Source organism: Curvibacter gracilis ATCC BAA-807, assembly GCF_000518645.1.
Classification (GTDB): domain Bacteria; phylum Pseudomonadota; class Gammaproteobacteria; order Burkholderiales; family Burkholderiaceae_C; genus Curvibacter; species Curvibacter gracilis.
Genome location: NZ_JADZ01000037.1, coordinates 23,868 through 45,106, shown reverse-complemented (window position 1 = coordinate 45,106; position 21,239 = coordinate 23,868). Strand labels below are relative to the sequence as shown.

Genomic DNA, 21,239 nt, shown 5'->3' with positions numbered 1-21,239 from the left:
GGTGCTCAGTCCCCCAGGCGTGGCGCCCGCATGCTCTCGGGCTTGCCTTGGTCGTAGGCGGCCCGCAGGTAAGTCACGATTTCCTGCCCGATGGCCACGTGGGCCAGCCAGCGCTTCTCGAGCTCCTGCAGGTCGTTGTAGTTGGGCCGGGCCTTGGAGGCGGCAGCCGCCTCGATCTCCAGCACCCGAGCGAAGCTGGCCCCGAGCTGGCTGAGCAGGTACATGGGGTCAGCGCCGCTCAACTGGTGGTTCATGGCGATGACCGTGCAGCCCAGCGCCTCGGCGAAGGCGTTCAGGATGGCCTTGCTGCCGGTGACCTGGGAGATCTTCACGGCATCGCGCAGGCCCAGCTTGGCCGCGCCCGCCTCCAGGATCTCGCTGGCCAGGCTGGATGGGTTCTTCTCCATGAGCAGGGCCACCACCTTGGTGCTGCCTGGATACCCGCGCACGGCCGCCTCCGCCGCAGCGACGACATCAGTCATTTTGAAAATCCCCTTTGAAATTTGAAATACGGCCAGCGCGGCTGGACCAGAAACTGGAGGGCATGAACACAGACCCAACCCCAAGCCAGAAAGGCACACCGATGGACATGAACCCGAGCGACCTGGAAGCCGCCATGCATGACGCGCTGGTCAAGGTGGCCGGGCCCATGCTTGAGGAGCAGACCGAGATGCGGGCGCAGTTGAGGGCGCAGCGGCTTTTGCTGACGCTGCTGTATACAGATCGGTTTCGTGATGACTTGCCAGCCTTCGACAGGCTGATGGCAAGACTTGTGCAATTGACTGAAGAGGCGACAGAGACTTTGCCTGGAGGCAAGTGCACATCGGAGGCCATAGCGGCCAAACATCGTGTGCTGCTCCTGCTGTCGCAATTCCACAATTTGGTTCGGAGCCATGCCGAGTAGTGATGGCCAGTACGACCTTTCCCGAACAACGCACACCAGCACTTGCGCACTGGCGCCAGGTGCCGCATTCGACTGCAACTGGCCTGGATGTCGACTCAATCTGCTTTGACAGTTCCTACCCACGACCAAATCCCAAGACGGGGACGCAAGAGCGCAGGGGAAATCAAACACTTCGCGACGCCAGAGGGGCCACCCGATTGATAGCCACGTGTGAGTTAGCTTGTAGGGCATGCGCGGCCCTTATTCCGGGGATTCAAGAATGACCGGCTGCGCATTGCGCAACACCGCCCATTCGACCTCGGGATTCAGTTCCTCACATCGAACTCCAGTCATTCGCTCAATGCGGGGGCAATGCTCAGCCGGCGTAAAGCGCCCCGGCAACTTCCAATGATTGATGGCACCTCGGGTCACCCCCAGGCGACGACCCAACTCAGCCAACGAACCAACAACCTTTCCAGCCCGATCAATGGGGTGCTCCATGTCACTTCCTTCAAGCAGCAATTCCCAGAAGTCTACTTTAAATAGACCAAACCATCAATCATTCGTAGACCAAATTCGTCTACCTGAGCTATACGATCAGCAAATGGAACTGAAAGACTGGGTTAAAGCCGCACGCGGGCAGCTAACGCTGGAGCAGTTGGGCGAGAAGCTCGGCCGCAGCAAAGGTGCCATCGGTCACTGGGAAACTGGCAAGAACAAGCCCAGCTATGACCAAGTGATGGCGATTCACGAATTGACCGGGTACCCGCTGCCCGGTGACTTGATTGAGCAACAGGAAGGATTCGAGCCAGCGGGCACACCGAAGACCACGCGCAGAACTCCTGTTGTCGGGACGGCAAAGATGGGCTCGGACGGCTACTACGAAGAACTTCAATACCCTGGCGGGCATGGTGATGGTTACGTTGACGGCTACAGCTCAGATCCCAAAGCCTACGCACTGCGCGTAAAGGGTGACAGCATGCATCCAGCCATCCGACATGGATCTTTCGTGATCGTGGAGCCAAATGGGCGCCCAGTCCCAGGCGAATACGTAGCGATCGCGCTGAAAGATGGATCAAAAATGGTGAAAGAGCTGATCATTGATCGGCTGCATGAGGTCGTCATTGAGTCCGTCAACGGCAATCACAGAAAGACGCTCGAGCGGGATGAGATTGAATGGATATACCCAGTCGCCGCCGTGGTGGCAGCCTCAAAGTGGCAGCCGGAATAGAAGTTTCCTGTGAATTCGCTTAGCTCAGCACCTGGCTACTCCAGCCTGCTTTAACAAAGGACGGCTGAGCGAGTGCTTCCCGCGGGGAGTCTGCCAAGCGTGCTTATTGGGCCACCAATTCATCGCAAGAACTGTAAATCTATCTTTGATAGACTTTTTTTCTACCATTCGTTGACATTGATTGTCTATTAGAAATAGACTTCACTCCACGCCGCAACCAACGCGGAAAGGAGTGAACGATGTACACGAACGAGATCCGGCAGCTGCGCAGCTACCGGGCAACCCTGATCCCCAAGGACCTGGACCGCTCCGAGGTTCATGGTCACGCCGCCGAAGGCAAGCTGCCGACCATCCAGCTCAAAGCCGCCAGTGCTGACCGCGCCCAGGCTGCCGCCCACCACACCACGGGCCTGGCGGTGCTGTGCGTGGATCGGATCGGGGGTGGCGAATGAGTGCCGCCGCCCTGCGCTCTTGCAAGCCGGTGGCGGGGGCCATCGTCTTGCGCCCTGGTTCGCCCTTCAGGTGGGCCACTTACAACGCTGGATCTGACTTCGGCCACACCGCCCAGGGCTACTGGTACCGGATGCGAGAGCAACACACTGCTGGCTGGCCGCTGGCGGCCCTGTGCCATTTCCTGAAGCTGTCGATGTGGGATGAGCACGGCCGGCTTTGGCAAAGCGTGACACCCGCCGTGATCGATGACTTCGGCAACCTGGTGGAGGTAACACCATGAGCCGCACCACGTTGATCAATGCCCTGAGCGTGCTGGTGATGGCCCTGGTGTTGGGCACCGCCCATCTGTGGGGCCCCAGCGAGTTGGAGGCCATGGAGGCCGTGGCTGATGAGCGCCGAGCTGCCCCCGTGGAGGTGGCCGAGCTCAAGCGGGCCGAGGCGCTATCCCCTGCGATCCTGGGACACATGCCTCCCGGTCTACCTCCCCATTTGTCTCACTGACCGAGCGAGGCCCGCCATGCCCACCCTCGTCACTTCGACCATGTTTGTTGCCAAGCAGCGGCCTGTGATCGCTCCCGCTGCGGACGGCACATTTCAGCTCACGCTGCGGCTGTTGGATCGCCTGGGTTCCGAGTCGCGCCAGGTGGAGAGCTGGCTGGTGCGCTGGTCTGGCCGTGAGGCGGCTACCTGGTGGCACCGCCATGCCGCCCAAGTGGTGGCTGGCCAACCGGTGGACGTGGTGCTGTCGCGGCCCCGGGTCTTCTACACCGGCCGGGGCGACTTCCGCACGGCCGAGCTGCACGCCACCGCCAAGCGGCTGGCCCTGGCGCCACGCCGAAAGGCACCGCCCTCATCGGCAACCCCTGCCGTAACGCCTTCCGCATCCCTTTCCCAACCACCTGCAGCACTGATCGCTGCTTGAACCCTTCGGAGGTTTTCCCATGTCTGTTTCAACACAGAAGAGACTCGCTCGCCCTTTGAAAGCCGTTTTGCCTGTTTCGCAGGCAGTTTTGGCTCAAAAACCGGTTCCGCCGGCCTCGGCTGACAGCTTTTTGCGCACCGCTGCCGCCACGATCCTGGACCGTGGTGTGCACCGCGACACCAGCGCCGAAGGTGCCCAGCAGGAGCGCAGCATGGCGGCCACCGTGGCGGCCTTCAACGCCCTGGAGGGCACGTCGCTCACCGAGCGCCAGGGCTGGGCCTTCATGCAGGTGCTCAAGCTGGCCCGTTCCGCCGCTTCGGCCCGCAATGGGCAGTTCAACCCGGACGACTTCGTGGATGGCGCGGCCTATGCCGCCCTGGCCGGTGAGTCGGCTGTGCCGAAGGATTGAGCCATGGCAGCCGATACCTGGATGATCACGGCCCGCGGGGCCGAGCACCACCTGGCCGGTGTGGGCATGGCGGTGAACCGGTTTGAGATTCAGACCATTGCGCATGCTCTGGCGCAGATCAATCGCTTCACGGGCCATGCGGTGCGCCCCTACAGCGTGGCCGAGCACAGCCTGCTGTGTTGCGCCCTCGCCGCCCGTGAGGGCCTGAGCCCCAGCGTGCAACTGGCTTGCCTGATGCACGACGCCCATGAGGCTTTCACGGGGGATGTGGCCAGCCCCGTGAAGTGGAGCCTGCAGGGGGCCTGGGACGGCTTTGAGCATGTCCACTCGGTGCAGGTGCGCCGCTGGTACGGGCTGCAGTCGACCTTCGCCGCGCACCGCTCAACGATCCGGCATTTCGATCTGGTGGCCCTGGCTACAGAGCGGCGGGATCTGACGCTGTGGAATGCAGACCAGCACGAACCCTGGGCGATCTTGGACACCCCGGGTGCAGAGGTGCGGCCGGCCGCCGACAACCTGCTCGAGGGTTGGCGTGATTGCCCCTGGTCCACCTGGCGGGACCGGTTTGTTCAAACCTTTTATGCGCTTCGCGCGGAGGCCTGAGCATGATGGGCCCCACCTACCAACCCAGCACCATCGCCATCCTGAAGCACCTGCAAGAGCATGGACCGCTGACGGTCGATGAGTTCGGCAAGCTGAAGCACATCGGCACCACGGCGCCCGGCGTGCGCGTGGCCAGCATGGTCAAGCGTGGCACGGTGGCCCGCGTGGACATGAGCCGGCCCGCCCGGTACGTGATCACCAAGAGGGGCCTTGAGGCGGTCACAGCCGTGGCCAATGGCCAGGGCAACCTGGTGCCGCGCACGCTCATCCCCGTGGCACGGACGCCGGCCATTCCTCAAACGGCGCATCTGCTGCCGGCACCGGCCTGCCGGGCGTCGGTCGACACCTACAAGGCACTGGAGCTGCGGCCCTTTGATGGGCGGCCTGGAGCGATGGATGCGTTTGCGCTGCCCAGTCGGATGGGGAGGGTGCTGGTTTATCGGGACGGGCGGACGGAGATGGCGCCTTGCCCCTTGAGCACGCACCGCAGAAGTAGCAGTTGAGTTCCGCTCGAAAAAACTGCGGCCTCGCTATCAGAGAACGGGTGACCGACACCGCCCAGTTCAATTTCATCAACGCAACCATTTTCAAAAGGCATTTATGAGCCGGAAAACCGAGCCACAAGAAACAACAGAAGTACCAGCTTACCGATGGGTGCTGCTTGCAGAGCATTGCCGTCGGACTGGCGAAACACCCCAAACGGTTCACACAAGGCGCAAGCGAGGAATCTGGCTGGATGGGGTCCACACGCTGCTCGGCACAAAGAAGCGGCTTTATGTCAACGTAGAGGAGTTCAACAAATGGGTGGAAAGACAAGCGTAATCGAGCTTCCGACAGGGGTAATGATTCGCGACCAGGTAAACGGTCCACGTATTCAAATTGCCTTTTCCTGGATGGGCAAGCAGTGCAGAGAGCTGCTTCCCCCGGCACCGATCAATAAGGGCTCAATCCAATACGCCAGCAATCTGCGGTCTGAGATTCGCCGCAAGATCACCGACGGGACATTCAAGTACGGCGACTATTTCCCTGAAAGCCCTCGTGCCGCAATGGTCCGCCCCAACCAGCAACGTGTCGGCGTTTTGCTGGAGCGCCAACGGGACACCTACGAGCGCCAGGTGAAAAATGGGAAGCTATCGCCCTCAACTTTCGCCGGCTACGCCAAAGCGATCTCCAGTGAGAGGATGAAACGCTGGCGTAACGTGCGCGTCAACGAGGTGACTCCCAGCGATTTGCGCGACTGGATCAGCGGCATGGAATGCACCAGTAAATTCATCCGCAATTTGATGATTCCTTTGCGCAGCGTGCTGGAAGACGCCCTCAATGATGGCCTGATTGAATTTAACCCCTTCGAACGAATAGCACTGGGTAAGCTGATTCGCCAGACGGCAAAGGCCAGCGACTACGTCATCGATCCATATTCCGCAGAGGAGCGAATGAAACTACTGAGCGCCTGCCGGGCAGATGAACGGCCAATGGTGCAATTCTGGTTTGCCACTGGGCTTCGCCCCGGGGAATTGCAAGCGCTGAGTTGGCCCGACATTGATTTGAAAGCGAAGGTCGCCAAGATCACACAAAACCAGGTCGCTGGAGTCATCAAGGCACCCAAAACAGCGGCAGGCCGACGCGAGGTGGACCTGAACAAGGCCGCCGCCGAAGCATTGCATGCACAGCGAGCCCTTTCGCCAGATGGCGGCGGCAGGATCTGGCTGAATCCTTCCACGCGAGAACCATGGACGACAGATGCCCAACTGCGCAAGACGCTGTGGCAACCCTTGTGCAAGCGTGCAGGAATCAAGTACCGAAACCCCTACCAGGTCCGGCACACCTATGCGTCAGTTTTGCTGACTGCCGGCCACAACCCCTGGTATGTTGCAGCTCAGCTTGGACATGAGGATGTGGAGATGGTGTTTCGGACCTACGGCAAGTTCATCCGCGAGGACTACCAGAAGCCGAAGACGCCCTCAAAAGCAGCGTCCGGATCGGTGTGAATCCTGTGTGAATCCGGTGTGAATTGGTGGCCCAAACTAGCCAATCCTGGGGGCAAAGAAAAACCCCCGCCAGAGGGAGACTCATTGGCGGGGGTTAGCGATTGTGGTGGAGCTGGGGGGATTTGAACCCCCGTCCGCAAGCCTTCTTCGAACAGTTCTACATGTTTAGCGATCTGTTTTGAGTCTCACACCCTGTACCGCGCAGTCGCACGCTGTACAAGACGCCAGCACCCTACTTTCTCGCCCCATGCCAAGGTACCCGACACAGAGCCAGCCAATGAAAATTACCCCACAGCCTGGACGCCTTGCGGCACCCTTGCCCAGCCCATTGGCCGACTGTTGTGAGGCTCACCGGTGTTTAAGCGGCGAGTGCGAAACGTTCGTCGTTTGCAGTTAGTTTTTTTCAGCTGTTTAACGAGGTGACTGAACCTCGACATGCCCTGCTGCGCGTCCGAACCCACGTCGAAACCAGTGCAGCCCCAGAGCTCGCTATTTTAGGCCGCGGGCAGCCATTGCAAGAGCTCGAGCGGAGATTTAATTTCGGCGTGAGCGCCCCACTGGGCGGTGTCGGTGCGCTGGCCCAGGTAGCCGTAGCAGGCGGCCACGGTGCCCATGCCGGCGGCCAGGCCAGCGATGATGTCGCGCTCGTCGTCGCCCACGTACAGGCATTTTTCAGGGGGTACGCCCAGGCGGCGGGCGGCCTCGAACAGGGGCTCGGGGTGGGGTTTGGCGTGGGGGGTGGTGTCGCCGCTGACGATGGCCGAGGCGGTGCTGAACAGCGGCATGGCACGGGTGAGCGGCTCGGTGAAGCGGGCCGATTTGTTGGTGACCACACCCCAAAGCAGTTGGCGCCCCACCAGTTGGGCCAGCAGCTCGGGCACACCGTCAAAGATGGTGGTGGCCTGGGTCAGGCGGCTCTCGTAGTTTTGAAAGAACTCTTCGCGCAGGGCGGCAAAGTCGGGGTGGTCGGGGGTCACGCCAAAGGCCTCGCCCAGCATGCCGCGGGCCCCGGCGCCGGCCATGGGGCGGTAGCGCTCGTAGGGCAGCGAGGGCAGGCCACGGGCCAGGCGCATCTGGTCGGCGGCGGCGCCCAGGTCGGGGGCGCTGTCGATCAGGGTGCCGTCCAGATCAAACAGAACGGCTTGGAGGGTGGGGTCGAACATGCAGGGGGCCTTCTTCTTCAGGCGGCGGTGGAGCGGCGGGTCGAGACCATGTAGTTCACGCTGGTGTCGTCGTGCAGCCAGTAGCGGCGGGTGAGCGGGTTGTAGCCCAGGCCGCGGGTTTGCTGCCAATCGAGGCCGGCGGCGCGCGAGTAGGCGGCCAGTTCGCTGGGGCGCACCAATTTGGCGTATTCGTGGGTGCCGCGGGGCAGCAGGTTCAGCACGTATTCGGCGCCCACGATGGCCAGCAAAAAGGCCTTGGCATTGCGATTGATGCTCGAAAAGAACACATGGCCACCGGGCTTGACCAGGGTGGCGCAGGCTTGCACGACCGAGGCCGGATCGGGCACGTGCTCGAGCATTTCCATGCAGGTGACGACGTCGAACTGGCCGGGTTGCTCCAGGGCCAGGGCTTCGGCGCTGATTTCTCGGTATTGCACGCCGGTGGTGCCGGCCTCCAGGGCATGCAGTTGGGCCACGCGCAGCGCCTTCGAGGCCAGGTCGATGCCCAGCACGTCGGCCCCTTTGCGGGCCATCGAATCCGACAGAATGCCGCCGCCGCAGCCGATGTCGAGCACCTTGCGCCCGGCCAGCGGGGCCTGGGCGTTGATCCAGTCCAGGCGCAGCGGGTTGAGCTGGTGCAGGGGGCGGAACTCGCTTTCGGGGTCCCACCAGCGGTGGGCCAGATCTGAAAACTTGGCCAGTTCGGCCGGGTCGGCGTTGAGGGTGGGCGCGGAGGTCTGTGCTTCAGTCATGGGGCAATTGTGATTCAAGCAGACATAAAAAAAGCCCCGTTGCCGGGGCTTTTTGTTGTAACCCGAGAGGGATTACTTGGCGGCGCGGGTGCCAACCACTTCGATTTCCACGCGACGGTTCTTCGCACGGCCTTCGGCGGTCTTGTTGTCAGCCACAGGCTGGCTCTTGCCCTTGCCTTCGGTGTACACGCGGTTCTTTTCGATGCCCTTGGACACCAGGTAAGCCTTCACGGCTTCAGCGCGGCGAACCGACAGCTTCTGGTTGTAGGCCACCGAGCCCACCGAGTCGGTGTGACCGACGGCGATGATGACTTCCAGGTTGATGTCCTTGACCTTGCCGACCAGATCGTCCAGCTTGGCCTTGCCTTCGGGCTTCAGAACCGACTTGTCGAAGTCGAAGAAGGCGTCAGCAGCGTAGGTCACCTTGGTTGCAGCCACAGCAGCCGGAGCGGCAGCGGGAGCAGCAGCAGCCGGAGCAGCCGGAGCAGCAGCCGGGGCAGCGGCAGGAGCCGGAGCCGGAGCAGCCTTCGGAGCGATAGCGCCATCGCAACCGGCCACGGCGGTAGCCGGGGTCCAGTTGGCATCACGCCAGCACAGTTCGTTGGTGCCGTTCTTCCAGACGAGTTCGCCGGTGCCGTTCTTCCAGTTGTCGACGGTTTGAGCGCCAGCAGCGGTTGCAAGGGCAGCGGAGGCAAACAACATCGCCACTTTGTTCAGTTTCTTCATGGTTCTCCTCTTGGGGAAAAAGCCGCAGCCGCGCGGCAAATACGTACGCTTCCAGTGACCACCACCAAAAACGTTGCTTAAATTGTGCCACACCCGTTCGCCGCGCCTTGGGGTCCGGCTCAAGCTCCATGCAGGACAAGCGCGCAATATGCACGGTTTGTTGCTAGTTCGCGACAGGGCGTTGCCCGTAAAATGAGCCTTTCCTGCCGCAAACACCACCTCTCATGACCCAGTTCGCCAAAGAAACTCTGCCCATCAGTCTCGAAGAGGAAATGCGGCGCAGCTACCTCGATTACGCGATGAGCGTGATCGTGGGGCGTGCGCTGCCCGATGCCCGAGACGGCTTGAAGCCAGTTCACCGGCGCGTGCTGTACGCCATGCACGAGTTGAACAACGACTGGAACCGCCCCTATAAGAAGTCGGCGCGTATCGTGGGTGACGTGATCGGTAAATACCACCCGCACGGTGACAGCGCGGTGTACGACACCATTGTGCGCATGGCCCAGGATTTTTCCTTGCGCCATATGTTGGTGGATGGTCAAGGTAATTTTGGATCGGTGGACGGCGATAACGCGGCAGCCATGCGGTACACCGAAATCCGCCTGGCCAAGATCGCCCACGAAATGCTGGCCGATATCGACAAGGAAACGGTTGATTTCGGGCCCAATTACGACGGCAGCGAAAAAGAACCCCTGGTGTTGCCCAGCCGTTTGCCCAATCTGCTGGTGAACGGTTCGGCCGGTATTGCGGTGGGCATGGCCACCAACATCCCGCCGCACAACCTCAATGAGGTGGTGGATGCCTGCCTGCACATGCTGCGCCACCCCGACGCCACGGTGGATGACCTGATGGAGATCATCCCGGCGCCTGACTTCCCCACTGCCGGCATCATTTACGGCATCAATGGCGTCAAGGACGGCTACCGCACCGGGCGCGGCAAGGTGGTGATGCGCGCGCGCTGCCACTTTGAGGACATCGACCGTGGCCAGCGTCAGGCCATCATCGTGGACGAGCTGCCCTACCAGGTGAACAAGAAGACCCTGCAAGAGCGCATGGCCGAGCTGGTTCACGAGAAGAAGATCGAAGGCATCAGCCACATCCAGGACGAGTCTGACAAGTCGGGCATGCGCCTGGTGATCGAGCTCAAGCGCGGCGAAGTGCCCGAGGTGGTGCTGAACAACCTGTACAAGCAGACCCAGCTGCAAGACACCTTCGGCATGAACATGGTGGCCCTGATCGACGGCCAGCCCAAGCTCTGCAACCTGAAGGACCTGATCGAGGTCTTCCTGCAGCACCGCCGCGAGGTGGTGACACGGCGCACCATCTTCAACCTGCGCAAGGCCCGCGAGCGCGGCCACGTGCTCGAAGGCCTGGCCGTGGCGCTGGCCAACATCGACGATTTCATTGCCATCATCCGCAACGCCCCCACCCCACCGGTGGCCAAGGCTGAGCTGATGCTCAAGAGCTGGGACAGCAAGCTGGTGCGCGAGATGCTCACCCGCACCCGCGCCGATGGCGGCGTGGTCAATGCCGACGACTACCGCCCCGACGGGCTGGAGCTGGAGTTCGGCATGCAGGCCGACGGCCTGTACCGCCTCTCTGAAACCCAGGCCCAAGAGATTCTGCAGATGCGTCTGCAACGCCTGACCGGCCTGGAGCAGGACAAGATCGTGGCCGAGTACAAAGAGGTGATGGCCGAGATCGACGACTTCCTCGACATCCTGTCCAAGCCCGAGCGTGTGTCGACCATCATCGGCGACGAACTGAGCGTGGTGAAGACCGAGTTCGGCCAGACCAAGCTGGGCGCCCGCCGCAGCGAGATCGAGCACAGCGCGCAAGACCTGAGTACCGAAGACCTGATCACGCCCACCGACATGGTGGTCACGCTGAGCCACAGCGGCTACATCAAGAGCCAGCCCCTGTCTGAATACCGCTCGCAAAAGCGGGGCGGGCGCGGCAAGCAGGCCACCGCCACCAAGGAAGACGACTGGATCGACCAGCTCTTCATTGCCAACACGCACGACTACATCCTGTGCTTCTCCAACCGCGGCCGCATGTACTGGCTCAAGGTGTGGGAGGTTCCGGCCGGCTCGCGTGGCTCGCGTGGCCGCCCCATCGTCAACATGTTCCCGCTGGCCGAAGGCGAGAAGATCAACGTGGTGCTGCCGCTGACGGGTGAAAACCGCAGCTTCCCGGCCGATCACTTCATCTTCATGGCCACCAGCATGGGCACGGTGAAGAAGACCCCGCTGGTTGACTTCAGCAACCCGCGCAAGGGCGGCATCATTGCCATCAACCTGGACGATGGCGACTTTTTGATTGGCGCAGCCCTCACCGACGGCAAGCATGACGTGATGCTGTTCAGCGACGGCGGCAAGGCGGTGCGCTTTGACGAGAACGATGTGCGCGACACCGGCCGCCAGACCCGTGGCGTGCGCGGCATGATGCTCGAAGAGCACCAGCGCGTGATCGCCATGCTGGTGGCCGAAGACGAGCAGCAAAGCGTGCTCACCGCCACCGAAAACGGCTACGGCAAGCGCACCTCGATCACCGAGTACACCCGCCACGGCCGCGGCACCAAGGGCATGATTGCCATCCAGCAAAGCGAACGCAACGGCAAGGTGGTGGCCGCCACGCTGGTGCATGCCGACGACGAGATCATGCTGATCACCGACAAGGGCGTGCTGGTGCGCACCCGCGTGGGTGAGATCCGCGAGCTGGGCCGTGCCACCCAAGGCGTGACCCTGATCGCGCTGGACGAAGGCTCACGCCTGTCCGGCCTGCAGCGCATTGTTGAAAACGATGCCAACGTGGCGGCAGCCGATGGCGCAGACAGTGCCGACAGTGCTGACAGCGCTGAGGGCAACCCCGGCACCGAGCCCACCGGCGAGGCCTGACACCCGGCTGCCTCTTGATGCCCACCCGCCGGGGCCCGCTGGGCCCCGGGTCTTTTTGTTACAGGTTCTGTTCATGACGCGTCCCTACAACTTCTCGGCCGGCCCGGCCGCGATCCCCGAAGAAGTGCTGCAGCAAGCTGCCGCCGAAATGCTCGACTGGCACGGCAGCGGCATGAGCGTCATGGAGATGAGCCACCGCGGCAAAGAGTTCATCAGCATCTACGAGCAGGCCGAAGCCGATCTGCGCGAGCTGCTGGCCGTGCCGGCGAACTTCAAGATCCTGTTCATGCAGGGCGGTGGCCTGGCCGAGAACGCCATCGTGCCGCTGAACCTGTCGCGCGGCGAATCGGCCGATTTTGTGGTGACGGGCTCCTGGAGTGACAAAAGCCAGAAGGAAGCGGGCAAGTACTGCGAGGTGCACATTGCCGCCAGCAACAAGGCCGACGGCCACACCAGCCTGCCGGCCCCGGCCACCTGGCAGCTCAGCAAGGCGCCCCGCTATGTGCACCTGTGCAGCAACGAGACCATCCACGGCGTGGAGTTTCAAGAGCTGCCCGACCTGAAGGCCCTGGGCTGCGACGCCCCGCTGGTGATCGATTTCTCGTCGCACGTGGCCTCGCGCCCGGTCGACTGGAGCCGCGTGGGCATGGCCTTTGGCGGCGCACAGAAGAACATCGGCCCCGCCGGCCTGACCCTGGTGGTGGTGCGCGAAGACCTGCTGGGCCATGCACTCAAGGCCTGCCCCAGCGCGTTTGACTACAAGCTGGTGGCCGACAACCACTCGATGTACAACACGCCGCCCACCTACGGCATCTACATCGCCGGCCTGACCTTCCAGTGGCTCAAGCGCCAGACCGAAGCCGGCCTGAGCGGCGTGGCCGCCATGGAGGCGCGCAACAAGGCCAAGGCCGATCTGCTGTACGGCTTCATCGACCAGTCGCAGCTGTACACCAACCCGGTGGCCCGCGAAGGCCGCTCGCGCATGAACGTGCCTTTCCGGCTGCGCGACGAGTCGCTGAACGACGCCTTCCTGGCCGGCGCCAAGGCACGCGGGCTGCTGCAGCTCAAGGGCCACAAGTCGGTGGGCGGCATGCGGGCCAGTATTTACAACGCCATGCCGCTGGCGGGCGTGCAGGCGCTGGTGGACTACCTGCGCGAATTCGAAAAAACCAAGGCCTGAGCGCAACCCGATCAGAGCCATCGCCCAGAGACATCGCCCCAAGGCGCAGAACCCAGAGACGCAGACATGACCCAGCCCTCCAACGCCCCCTTGCCCACCCTGGGCGATCTGCGCGTCCAGATCGACTCGCTCGACCAGCAACTGCTCAGCCTGCTCAACCAGCGCGCCCATGTGGCCGAGCAGGTGGGCGAGGTCAAGAAGCGCGAAGGCACGCCCTTCTTCCGCCCCGACCGTGTGGCCCAGGTGATCGAAAAGATCAAGACCGCCAACCCCGGCCCGCTCAAGGACGAACATGTGGCCGCCATCTGGCGCGAAATCATGTCGGCCTGCCTGGCCCTGGAGTCGCCGCAGCGCGTGGCCGTGCTGGGGCCCGCCGGCACCTTCTGCGAGCAGGCGGCCATCGAGTTCTTTGGCGGTGCCGCCGACCTGATGTACTGCGCCAACTTTGACGAGGTGTTCCACGCCACCGCCGCGGGCAGCGCCCAGTACGGCGTGGTGGGGGTCGAGAACTCGGTCGAAGGTGTGGTCACCCGCTCGCTCGACCTGTTCCTGCACACGCCCACCCATGTGATCGGTGAAGTGAGCCTGCTGGTGCGGCACAACCTGCTGCGCCAGAGCGCCTCGCTGGACGGCATCGAGGCGGTGCTGGCCCACCCGCAGGCGCTGGCGCAGTGCCAGGCCTGGCTGTCCAAGCACCTGCCCCATGCCGAGCGCCGCCCGGTGTCCAGCAACGCCGAAGGCGCTCGCCTGGCGGCCACCAACCCGGCCTGGGCCGGCCTGGCCAGCGAGCGTGCCGCCACCCTGTTCGGCCTGCACATCGTGGCCCATGCCATCCAGGACGAGGCCTACAACCGCACCCGCTTTGCCGTGATCGCCCTGCCGCAGACGCAGGCCACGCCGCCGGCCTCGGGCCACGACTGCACCAGCCTGGTGGTGTCAGTGCCCAACCGGCCCGGCGCGGTGCACGACCTGCTGGTACCGCTGAAGACCCATGGCGTGTCGATGACGCGCTTCGAGTCGCGCCCGGCGCGCACCGGTCACTGGGAGTACTACTTCTACATCGACCTCGACGGCCACCCCTCGCAGCCCAATGTGGCCAAGGCCCTCGAAGAGCTGAGCAGCCTGTGCGCCTTCTACAAGGTGCTGGGCTCCTACCCGGTCGGGGCCGCCTGATGCGGCTGCACACGATGCACACACCCCTCACCGGAGCCCGCCATGTTTGAGCAACTAGGCCTGATCGGCTGCGGCCTGATGGGCGGCTCGTTTGCGCTGGCGCTCAAGCGGGCAGGCCTGGTCAAGCGGGTGGTGGGCTACAGCAAGTCGCCCTCCACCACCGAAAAAGCGCGCCAGATGGGCGTGATCGACCTGGCGGCCCCCTCGGCACTGCTGGCCGTGGCCGGGGCCGACATCGTGATCGTGGCGGTGCCGGTGTCGGCCACCGAGGCCACGCTCAAGGCGATCAAGCACCTGGTCACGCCCGACATGCTGATCATGGACGTGGGCTCGACCAAGACCGATGTGGTGCAAGCCGCCCGCACCGCGCTGCGCGACCAGATCGGCTCGTTTGTGCCGGCCCACCCGATCGCGGGCAAAGAGGTGTCGGGCATCGAACACGCCGATGCCGACCTGTACAAGGGCCGCCAGGTCATCCTGACGCCGCTCGAAAAGACGCTGACCGCGCACCTGCAAAAGGCCGCCACGGTGTGGACGGCCATTGGGTCGCAGGTGATCCACATGTCGCCCGAGCAGCACGACGCCGCCTTTGCGGCTGTCAGCCACCTGCCCCACCTGCTGGCGTTTGCCTTCATCAACGGCATTGCCAGCCAGCCGGCAGGCGACGACTACATGGCCCTGGGTGGCCCCGGGTTCCGCGATTTCACCCGCATCGCGGCCAGCGACCCCAAGGTGTGGCGCGACATCCTGCGCTCCAACCGGCAAGAGCTGCTGACCCAGACGCGCCACTTCAAGGCTGCGCTGGCCGAGTTTGAAGCCCAACTCGAAGCCGACCAGGGCCCCGCCCTGGAATCCCTCATCGACCGGGCCAGCCAGGTTCGCGCCCAATGGCGCCTGGCAGCCCCCCGCACCGCCAAATAATGTTCAGCACCGAATTCCTCGACCTGCCCCCGCTCGCCAGTGCCGGTGGCGCCGTCACCCTGCCCGGCTCAAAAAGCATCTCCAACCGCGTGCTGCTGCTGGCGGCCCTGAGCGCGGGCACCACCCGCATCCACGACCTGCTGGATTCGGACGACACCCGCGTGATGCTGGACGCCCTGCGCACCCTGGGCTGCGGCCTGCGCCAGCAAGGCAGCGTGCTCGAGATCGATGGCCTGGGCGGCCAACTGGGGCAGCGCCAGGCCAAGCTCTTCATGGGCAATGCCGGCACCGCCATGCGCCCGCTCACCGCCGCCCTGGCCCTGCTGGGGGGTGATTTCGAGCTCAGCGGCGTGAAGCGCATGCACGAGCGCCCCATCGGCGACCTGGTGGACGCCCTGCGCCAACTCGGCTGCCAGATCGATTACACCGGCAACGAGGGCTACCCGCCGCTGCACATCCACCCGCCCAAGCTCCAGCTCGACCAGCCCATCCCGGTGCGGGGCGATGTGTCCAGCCAGTTCCTCACGGCCTTGCTGATGGCCTTGCCGCTGGCGGCCACGCAAGACATCGTGATCGAGGTGGTGGGCGAGCTGATCAGCAAGCCCTACATCGAGATCACGCTCAACCTGCTGCAGCGCTTCGGCATCCAGGTGCGGCGCGAGGGCTGGGCCCGCTTCACCATTCCGGCAGGCAGCCGCTACCAGTCGCCCGGCGACATCCACGTCGAGGCCGATGCCTCGTCGGCCAGCTACTTCGTGGCGCTGGGCGCCCTGGCCCAACCCCACCAACCGGGTGGCAAGGTGCGCATCCAGGGCGTGGGCCTGGACTCGATCCAGGGCGACATCCGCTTTGTCGAAGCCGCACGCCTGATGGGCGCGCAGGTGGAGGGCGGGGCCAACTGGCTGGAGATTTCGCGCCAACACTGGCCGCTCAAGGGCATCGACCTCGACTGCAACCACATCCCGGACGCCGCCATGACGCTGGCCGTGATGGCCTTGTACGCCGACGGCCCCACCACCTTGCGCAACATCGCCAGCTGGCGCGTCAAGGAAACCGACCGCATCGCCGCCATGGCCGCCGAACTGGGCAAGCTGGGTGCCACGGTCGAAGAAGGCCCCGACTGGCTGCGCGTGCACCCGCTGCCTGCTGGCCAATGGCGCAGCGCCAGCATCCACACCTACGACGATCACCGCGTGGCCATGTGCTTCTCGCTGGCGGCCTTCAACCCCGATGGCGTGAGCGTGCGCATCGAAGACCCCAAGTGCGTGGCCAAGACCTTCCCGGACTACTTCGAGGCCTTGTTCGGCCTGGTCAGCACCCCGACCCAACGCATCCCGGTGATCTGCATCGACGGCCCCACGGCCTCGGGCAAGGGCACCGTGGCCGCGGCCGTGGCCGCCCGCCTGGGCTACCATTTTCTGGATTCGGGGGCCATGTACCGCATCACCGCGCTGGCCGCGCTGCGCGCCGGGCTGGCCATCAGCACCGAACACGAAACCGCGATCGCCGACCTGGCCCGCACCCTGCCGGTGCGTTTTGAAGACGGCAAGGTGTGGCTGGGTAGCGACGATGTGACCGAAGCCATCCGCACCGAAGAGGCCGGCATGAACGCCTCCAAGGTGTCGGCCCTGCCCGCGGTGCGCCTGGCCCTGGTGGATCTGCAACACAGCTTTCGCGCCCTGCCCGGCCTGGTGGCCGACGGGCGCGACATGGGCACGGTGATCTTTCCCGACGCCCCTTACAAGCTCTACATGACGGCCAGCGCGGCCTGCCGCGCCGAGCGCCGCTACAAGCAATTGATTTCAAAAGGGATCTCTGCTAACCTCAGCGAGTTGCGCGCGGACCTCGAAGCCCGTGACGCCCGGGATCAAAACCGGGCCGTTGCGCCCTTGAAGCCCGCGCCTGATGCGCAGTTGCTCGACAACTCCGAGTTGACCATCGAAGAATCGGTGTCTCAGGTGTTGAAAGGCTGGCTGCAACGCCAGGCCATCGGCCCCACAGCCGCCACCTGAGCAAAACCGAGCCGTGCGATTGTCATTTTCATTGTCATAGCACGGCCGGTGAAGGCCCCCACAGCCCCCTTCGCGCGTCAGCGCACAGGCGGTGGGGTTCATCAACGTAACCCGCGGGTCAGCCCGCAAAAAAACCGCCGCAATCAGCCCCGAGCGATGGCAATGGTGCCTTCGCATTTCCTGCTTGCGGACTAGGAAACTTCATGTCTGAATCTTTTGCCGCCCTTTTTGAAGAATCTCTGCAACGCTCTGAAATGCGTGCAGGCGAAGTCATCACCGCCGAAGTCGTGCGCATCGAGCACAGCTTCGTGGTCGTGAACGCTGGCCTCAAGTCGGAAGCCTATGTGCCTCTGGAAGAGTTCAAGAACGACAAGGGCGAAGTCGAAGTCCAAGTGGGTGACTTCGTGTCGGTGGCCATCGACGCCATCGAAAACGGCTACGGCGACACCATCCTGTCGCGCGACAAGGCCAAGCGTCTGGCCTCGTGGCTGGCCCTGGAAAAGGCCCTGGAATCCGGCGAATTCGTCACCGGCACCACCAGCGGCAAGGTCAAGGGCGGTCTGACCGTCCTGGTCAACGGCATCCGCGCCTTCCTGCCGGGTTCGCTGATCGACACCCGTCCGATCAAGGACCTGTCGCCCTTCGAAAACAAGACCCTGGAATTCAAGGTCATCAAGCTGGATCGCAAGCGCAACAACGTCGTGCTGTCGCGCCGTGCCGTGGTCGAAGCCTCGATGGGCGAAGAGCGCGCCAAGCTGATGGAAACCCTGAAGGAAGGCTCCATCGTCAACGGCGTGGTCAAGAACATCACCGAATACGGTGCGTTCGTTGACCTCGGCGGCATCGACGGCCTGCTGCACATCACCGACATGGCATGGCGCCGTGTCCGCCACCCGAGCGAAGTGGTGCAAGCTGGTCAGGAAATCACCGCCAAGATCCTCAAGTTCGACACCGAAAAGAACCGCGTGTCCCTGGGCCTCAAGCAAATGGGCGACGATCCTTGGATGGGCGTCAACCGTCGCTACCCGCAAGGCACTCGCCTGTTCGGCAAGATCACCAACATCGCCGACTACGGCGCGTTTGTTGAACTCGAACCCGGCATCGAAGGCCTGGTGCACGTCTCCGAAATGGACTGGACCAACAAGAACATCGCCCCCAGCAAGCTGGTCACGCTGGGCGACGAAGTCGAAGTCATGGTTCTGGAAATCGACGAAGACAAGCGCCGCATCAGCCTGGGCATGAAGCAGTGCAAGGCCAACCCGTGGCAAGAGTTCGCGCAAAACACCAAGCGCGGCGACCGCGTCAAGGGCCCGATCAAGTCGATCACCGACTTCGGCGTGTTCGTGGGTCTGGCTGCCGGCATCGACGGTCTGGTTCACCTGTCCGACCTGTCGTGGAACGAAGCTGGCGAAGCCGCTGTCCGCAACTACAAGAAGGGCCAAGAAGTCGAAGCCATCGTGTTGGCCGTGGACGTGGACCGCGAACGCATCTCGCTGGGCATCAAGCAGCTCGACTCCGACCCGTTCACCACTTTCGTGACCGTGAACGACAAGGGCCAGACCGTGACCGGCAAGGTCAAGACGGTGGACGCTCGTGGCGCTGAAATCGATCTGGGCGAAGACATCATCGGCTACCTGCGCGTCAGCGAAATCTCGCGTGACCGCGTGGAAGACGCTCGCAACGTGCTGAAGGAAGGCGACGAAGTGACTGCCGTGGTGGTGAACGTGGATCGCAAGACCCGCAACATCCAGCTGTCGATCAAGGCCAAGGACGCTGCTGACCAGCAAGAAGCCATGGCATCGCTCAGCCAGCAATCGGCCCGCGAAAGCGCCGGCACCACCAGCCTGGGCGCTCTGCTGCGCGCCAAGCTGGACGGCGGCAACAACTGATCCTGACGGATCAGCCGGCCCCGGGGCCGGTTTTGCACATGCTGCAAAACCGGCCCTTTTTCTTTTCCAGACTGAACCCATGACCCGATCCGACCTTGTTGAAGAGCTGGCCAACCGGTTCAGCCAATTGACACACCGGGATGCCGAACACGCCGTCAAGACCATTCTTGACGCCTTGGGCGATGCACTGGTGCGTGGCCACCGGATCGAGATCCGTGGCTTCGGCAGCTTCTCGATCAACCACCGCCCGCCCCGCATGGGTCGTAACCCGCGCAGCGGCGAGAGTGTGGCGATTCCGAGCAAGCGCGTACCCCATTTCAAGCCGGGCAAGGCCCTGCGCGAGGCGGTGGACAAGCGCACCGAGGAACTGGGCCAAGAGCCCAAGTGACACCAAGTGCTGCCCTGGCGATGCGGCCAAGGCCGGCATGCCGGTCATCCCTCGTTAGAATCTCCCCGTCACTGAGGAGATGAATGAAATACCTCATGTGGCTGCTCAAGGCAGCCATTTTTTTTACCCTGTTTGCCTTTGCGCTGAACAACCAGCAAGACGCAACCGTCCACTTCTTCTTCGGCACCCAATGGCGGGCGCCGCTGGTGTTGGTGGTGCTGGCCGCTTTCACGCTGGGCGTGGTGGCGGGCGTTCTGGGCATGGTGCCGCGCTGGTGGAAGCACCGCAGCGCCGCACGCAAGCACCAGGACCAGGCGGCCCAACAGCCGGCAGCCCAGGCCGCCCCTCCTCAAGCCCCGGTGGCCCCGCCACCCTCCGTAGACGAGCACGAACCCCCTCATGGAATTTGATCTCAGCTGGCTCTTGCTGGGCCTGCCGCTGGCCTTTGTGCTGGGATGGGGCGCCTCACGCTTCGACATCCGCCAATTGCGCCTGGAAAACCGCCAGGCACCCAAGGCCTATTTCAAGGGCCTGAACTTTCTGCTCAACGAGCAGCAAGACCAGGCCATCGACGCCTTCATCGAAGCCGTCCAGAACGACCCGGACACCTCGGAGCTGCACTTTGCCCTGGGCAACCTGTTTCGGCGGCGTGGCGAGTACGAACGCGCCGTGCGCGTGCACGAGCACCTGCTGAGCCGCGCCGACCTCAGCCGCACAGACCGCGAGCGCGCCCAGCACGCGCTGGCCCTCGACTTCCTGAAGGCCGGCCTGCTGGACCGGGCAGAAGCCGCGCTGCACAAGCTCGAAGGCAGCCCCTTCGAAAGCCAGGCCCGACTGGCCCTGCTGGCCATCTACGAACGCTCGCGCGACTGGCCGCAGGCCGCCGCCATTGCCGAGCGCATGGACCAGGCCGGCCAGGGCCGCTTCAATGCCCGCCAGGCCCACTACCTGAGCGAGCAGGCGCTCAGCCTGGTGGCGCAACAGAACGTGCCGGGCGCGCTGGACCGCCTGGCAGAAGCCCGCACCATCGCCCCCGAGGCCCCGCGCGCCTACATCGAAACCGCCCGCCTGCTGGCCCTGCAGGGGCAGCACAGCCTCGCCTGCGACACCTTGCAGCACATGGCCCGGGTGGCCCCCAGCCACCTCTCGCTGGCCGCACCGCTGTGGGCCGACTGCGCCCAGGCGGCCCAACGCGGCCCGGAAACCCTGGCCCAGCTCGACGCCAGCTACCAGGAACACCCCTCGCTGGACCTGCTCGAAGCCCTGGTCACCCTGAGCCAGGCCCAGGGCGTGCCCACCGAGGTGGCCCGCGAGCGCTATGTGCGCCACCTCGACAAAGAGCCCTCGCTGGTGGCCGCTGCGCGCTGGCTGGCCGGTGAGCAGCTCAGCCATGAGCAGTTCCACCCGCAGGTGCAACGCGCTCTGGACCACGCCGCCAAGCCGCTGATCCGCTACCGCTGCGCGGCCTGCGGCTTCGAAGCCAAACAGTACTTCTGGCAATGCCCGGGCTGCCAGTCCTGGGACAGCTACCCGGCCCAGCGCGTCGAAGAGCTTTGAGGCACCCCCGGGGTCAGGCCTGAAAGACTCTTGAACGGGTTTTTCAATTGATCACCATTGAGGTGGCGACGGGGGTGCCTTCCAGGCGACCA

General features: G+C 63.8%; 24 protein-coding genes and 1 other RNA gene. 19 read left to right on the top strand and 6 right to left on the bottom strand.

Translation table 11 applies throughout. The annotated features are described in order from the left end of the window. Nucleotides 1–5 precede the first annotated feature (5 nt). Nucleotides 6–482 (bottom strand): phage regulatory CII family protein, encoded by a 477-nt coding sequence (locus tag L880_RS0122650; protein WP_027477617.1) that lies wholly within the window; start codon nucleotides 480–482, stop codon nucleotides 6–8. Between the two features lie 62 nt (nucleotides 483–544). Between L880_RS0122650 and L880_RS0122645 the strand changes: the two genes are divergently transcribed. Beyond that, nucleotides 545–904, top strand: coding sequence for a hypothetical protein (locus tag L880_RS0122645; RefSeq protein WP_157463027.1), 360 nt, complete (start codon nucleotides 545–547; stop codon nucleotides 902–904). Nucleotides 905–1,144: 240 nt separating this feature from the next. Here the strand turns inward: L880_RS0122645 and L880_RS35165 are convergent, their stop codons facing one another. Next, nucleotides 1,145–1,384: a transcriptional regulator gene (locus L880_RS35165; protein ID WP_084461549.1), complete on the bottom strand. Its 240-nt coding sequence runs from the start codon at nucleotides 1,382–1,384 to the stop codon at nucleotides 1,145–1,147. A gap of 103 nt (nucleotides 1,385–1,487) precedes the next feature. Between L880_RS35165 and L880_RS33175 the strand changes: the two genes are divergently transcribed. The 9 genes from L880_RS33175 (at nucleotide 1,488) to L880_RS0122600 (ending at nucleotide 6,489) form a co-directional block, all read left to right on the top strand. Next, complete coding sequence (locus tag L880_RS33175; protein ID WP_019573545.1) at nucleotides 1,488–2,114, top strand: LexA family transcriptional regulator; 627 nt, start codon at nucleotides 1,488–1,490, stop codon at nucleotides 2,112–2,114. A 239-nt stretch (nucleotides 2,115–2,353) separates the two neighbouring features. Continuing rightward, on the top strand, nucleotides 2,354–2,566 hold the full coding sequence (locus L880_RS0122635; RefSeq protein WP_027477615.1) for a hypothetical protein: 213 nt from the start codon (nucleotides 2,354–2,356) through the stop codon (nucleotides 2,564–2,566). Beyond that, on the top strand, nucleotides 2,563–2,847 hold the full coding sequence (locus tag L880_RS0122630; protein ID WP_027477614.1) for a hypothetical protein: 285 nt from the start codon (nucleotides 2,563–2,565) through the stop codon (nucleotides 2,845–2,847). Before L880_RS0122635 ends, L880_RS0122630 begins: the two co-directional genes overlap by 4 nt. Beyond that, entirely contained in the window at nucleotides 2,844–3,068 is a 225-nt protein-coding gene (locus L880_RS0122625; RefSeq protein WP_027477613.1) for a hypothetical protein, read from the top strand. Before L880_RS0122630 ends, L880_RS0122625 begins: the two co-directional genes overlap by 4 nt. Before the next feature lie 16 nt (nucleotides 3,069–3,084). After that, complete coding sequence (locus L880_RS0122620) at nucleotides 3,085–3,489, top strand: hypothetical protein (protein WP_027477612.1); 405 nt, start codon at nucleotides 3,085–3,087, stop codon at nucleotides 3,487–3,489. A gap of 130 nt (nucleotides 3,490–3,619) precedes the next feature. Next, a complete protein-coding gene (locus L880_RS0122615) occupies nucleotides 3,620–3,898 on the top strand; it encodes a DUF6378 domain-containing protein (RefSeq protein ID WP_027477611.1) in 279 nt (92 codons plus the stop codon). Between the two features lie 3 nt (nucleotides 3,899–3,901). Further along, the gene (locus L880_RS0122610; RefSeq protein WP_027477610.1) at nucleotides 3,902–4,501 is read left to right on the top strand and encodes a hypothetical protein; all 600 of its coding nucleotides are present in this window, start codon (nucleotides 3,902–3,904) and stop codon (nucleotides 4,499–4,501) included. A gap of 2 nt (nucleotides 4,502–4,503) precedes the next feature. After that, nucleotides 4,504–5,004 carry a helix-turn-helix domain-containing protein gene (locus L880_RS0122605; protein WP_027477609.1) on the top strand — a complete coding sequence of 167 codons (501 nt, stop codon included), beginning with the start codon at nucleotides 4,504–4,506 and terminating at the stop codon, nucleotides 5,002–5,004. Between the two features lie 339 nt (nucleotides 5,005–5,343). After that, on the top strand, nucleotides 5,344–6,489 hold the full coding sequence (locus tag L880_RS0122600) for a site-specific integrase (RefSeq protein ID WP_157463026.1): 1,146 nt from the start codon (nucleotides 5,344–5,346) through the stop codon (nucleotides 6,487–6,489). Nucleotides 6,490–6,593: 104 nt separating this feature from the next. Here the strand turns inward: L880_RS0122600 and ssrA are convergent. The 4 genes from ssrA to ompA all read right to left on the bottom strand — a co-directional run bounded on the left by ssrA (nucleotide 6,594) and on the right by ompA (nucleotide 9,130). Beyond that, nucleotides 6,594–6,970: a transfer-messenger RNA gene (ssrA, locus tag L880_RS35160) on the bottom strand. Nucleotides 6,971–6,983: 13 nt separating this feature from the next. Further along, entirely contained in the window at nucleotides 6,984–7,652 is a 669-nt protein-coding gene (locus L880_RS0122595; protein WP_027477607.1) for an HAD family hydrolase, read from the bottom strand. Nucleotides 7,653–7,669: 17 nt separating this feature from the next. Then, entirely contained in the window at nucleotides 7,670–8,404 is a 735-nt protein-coding gene (ubiG, locus tag L880_RS0122590; RefSeq protein ID WP_019577677.1) for a bifunctional 2-polyprenyl-6-hydroxyphenol methylase/3-demethylubiquinol 3-O-methyltransferase UbiG, read from the bottom strand. 72 nt (nucleotides 8,405–8,476) lie between these two features. Continuing rightward, complete coding sequence (gene ompA, locus L880_RS0122585) at nucleotides 8,477–9,130, bottom strand: outer membrane protein OmpA (RefSeq protein ID WP_027477606.1); 654 nt, start codon at nucleotides 9,128–9,130, stop codon at nucleotides 8,477–8,479. A 224-nt stretch (nucleotides 9,131–9,354) separates the two neighbouring features. Between ompA and gyrA the strand changes: the two genes are divergently transcribed. From gyrA to lapB, 9 genes are all read left to right on the top strand, one after another. After that, nucleotides 9,355–12,027, top strand: coding sequence for a DNA gyrase subunit A (gene gyrA / locus L880_RS0122580; RefSeq protein WP_027477605.1), 2,673 nt, complete (start codon nucleotides 9,355–9,357; stop codon nucleotides 12,025–12,027). A gap of 73 nt (nucleotides 12,028–12,100) precedes the next feature. Then, on the top strand, nucleotides 12,101–13,207 hold the full coding sequence (gene serC / locus L880_RS0122575; protein ID WP_027477604.1) for a 3-phosphoserine/phosphohydroxythreonine transaminase: 1,107 nt from the start codon (nucleotides 12,101–12,103) through the stop codon (nucleotides 13,205–13,207). Between the two features lie 66 nt (nucleotides 13,208–13,273). Then, nucleotides 13,274–14,380 (top strand): prephenate dehydratase, encoded by a 1,107-nt coding sequence (gene pheA, locus L880_RS0122570; protein ID WP_019577672.1) that lies wholly within the window; start codon nucleotides 13,274–13,276, stop codon nucleotides 14,378–14,380. Between the two features lie 42 nt (nucleotides 14,381–14,422). Continuing rightward, nucleotides 14,423–15,301, top strand: coding sequence for a prephenate dehydrogenase (locus L880_RS0122565; protein ID WP_019577671.1), 879 nt, complete (start codon nucleotides 14,423–14,425; stop codon nucleotides 15,299–15,301). After that, entirely contained in the window at nucleotides 15,301–17,313 is a 2,013-nt protein-coding gene (locus L880_RS0122560; RefSeq protein ID WP_027477603.1) for a bifunctional 3-phosphoshikimate 1-carboxyvinyltransferase/cytidylate kinase, read from the top strand. Before L880_RS0122565 ends, L880_RS0122560 begins: the two co-directional genes overlap by 1 nt. 203 nt (nucleotides 17,314–17,516) lie before the next feature. Continuing rightward, nucleotides 17,517–19,202: a 30S ribosomal protein S1 gene (rpsA, locus tag L880_RS0122555; protein WP_027477602.1), complete on the top strand. Its 1,686-nt coding sequence runs from the start codon at nucleotides 17,517–17,519 to the stop codon at nucleotides 19,200–19,202. 79 nt (nucleotides 19,203–19,281) lie between these two features. After that, the gene (locus L880_RS0122550) at nucleotides 19,282–19,590 is read left to right on the top strand and encodes an integration host factor subunit beta (RefSeq protein ID WP_027477601.1); all 309 of its coding nucleotides are present in this window, start codon (nucleotides 19,282–19,284) and stop codon (nucleotides 19,588–19,590) included. A gap of 83 nt (nucleotides 19,591–19,673) precedes the next feature. Beyond that, complete coding sequence (locus L880_RS0122545; RefSeq protein WP_027477600.1) at nucleotides 19,674–20,000, top strand: LapA family protein; 327 nt, start codon at nucleotides 19,674–19,676, stop codon at nucleotides 19,998–20,000. Further along, nucleotides 19,990–21,147 carry a lipopolysaccharide assembly protein LapB gene (lapB, locus tag L880_RS0122540; RefSeq protein ID WP_027477599.1) on the top strand — a complete coding sequence of 386 codons (1,158 nt, stop codon included), beginning with the start codon at nucleotides 19,990–19,992 and terminating at the stop codon, nucleotides 21,145–21,147. Before L880_RS0122545 ends, lapB begins: the two co-directional genes overlap by 11 nt. The last annotated feature ends 92 nt before the right edge of the window (nucleotides 21,148–21,239 follow it).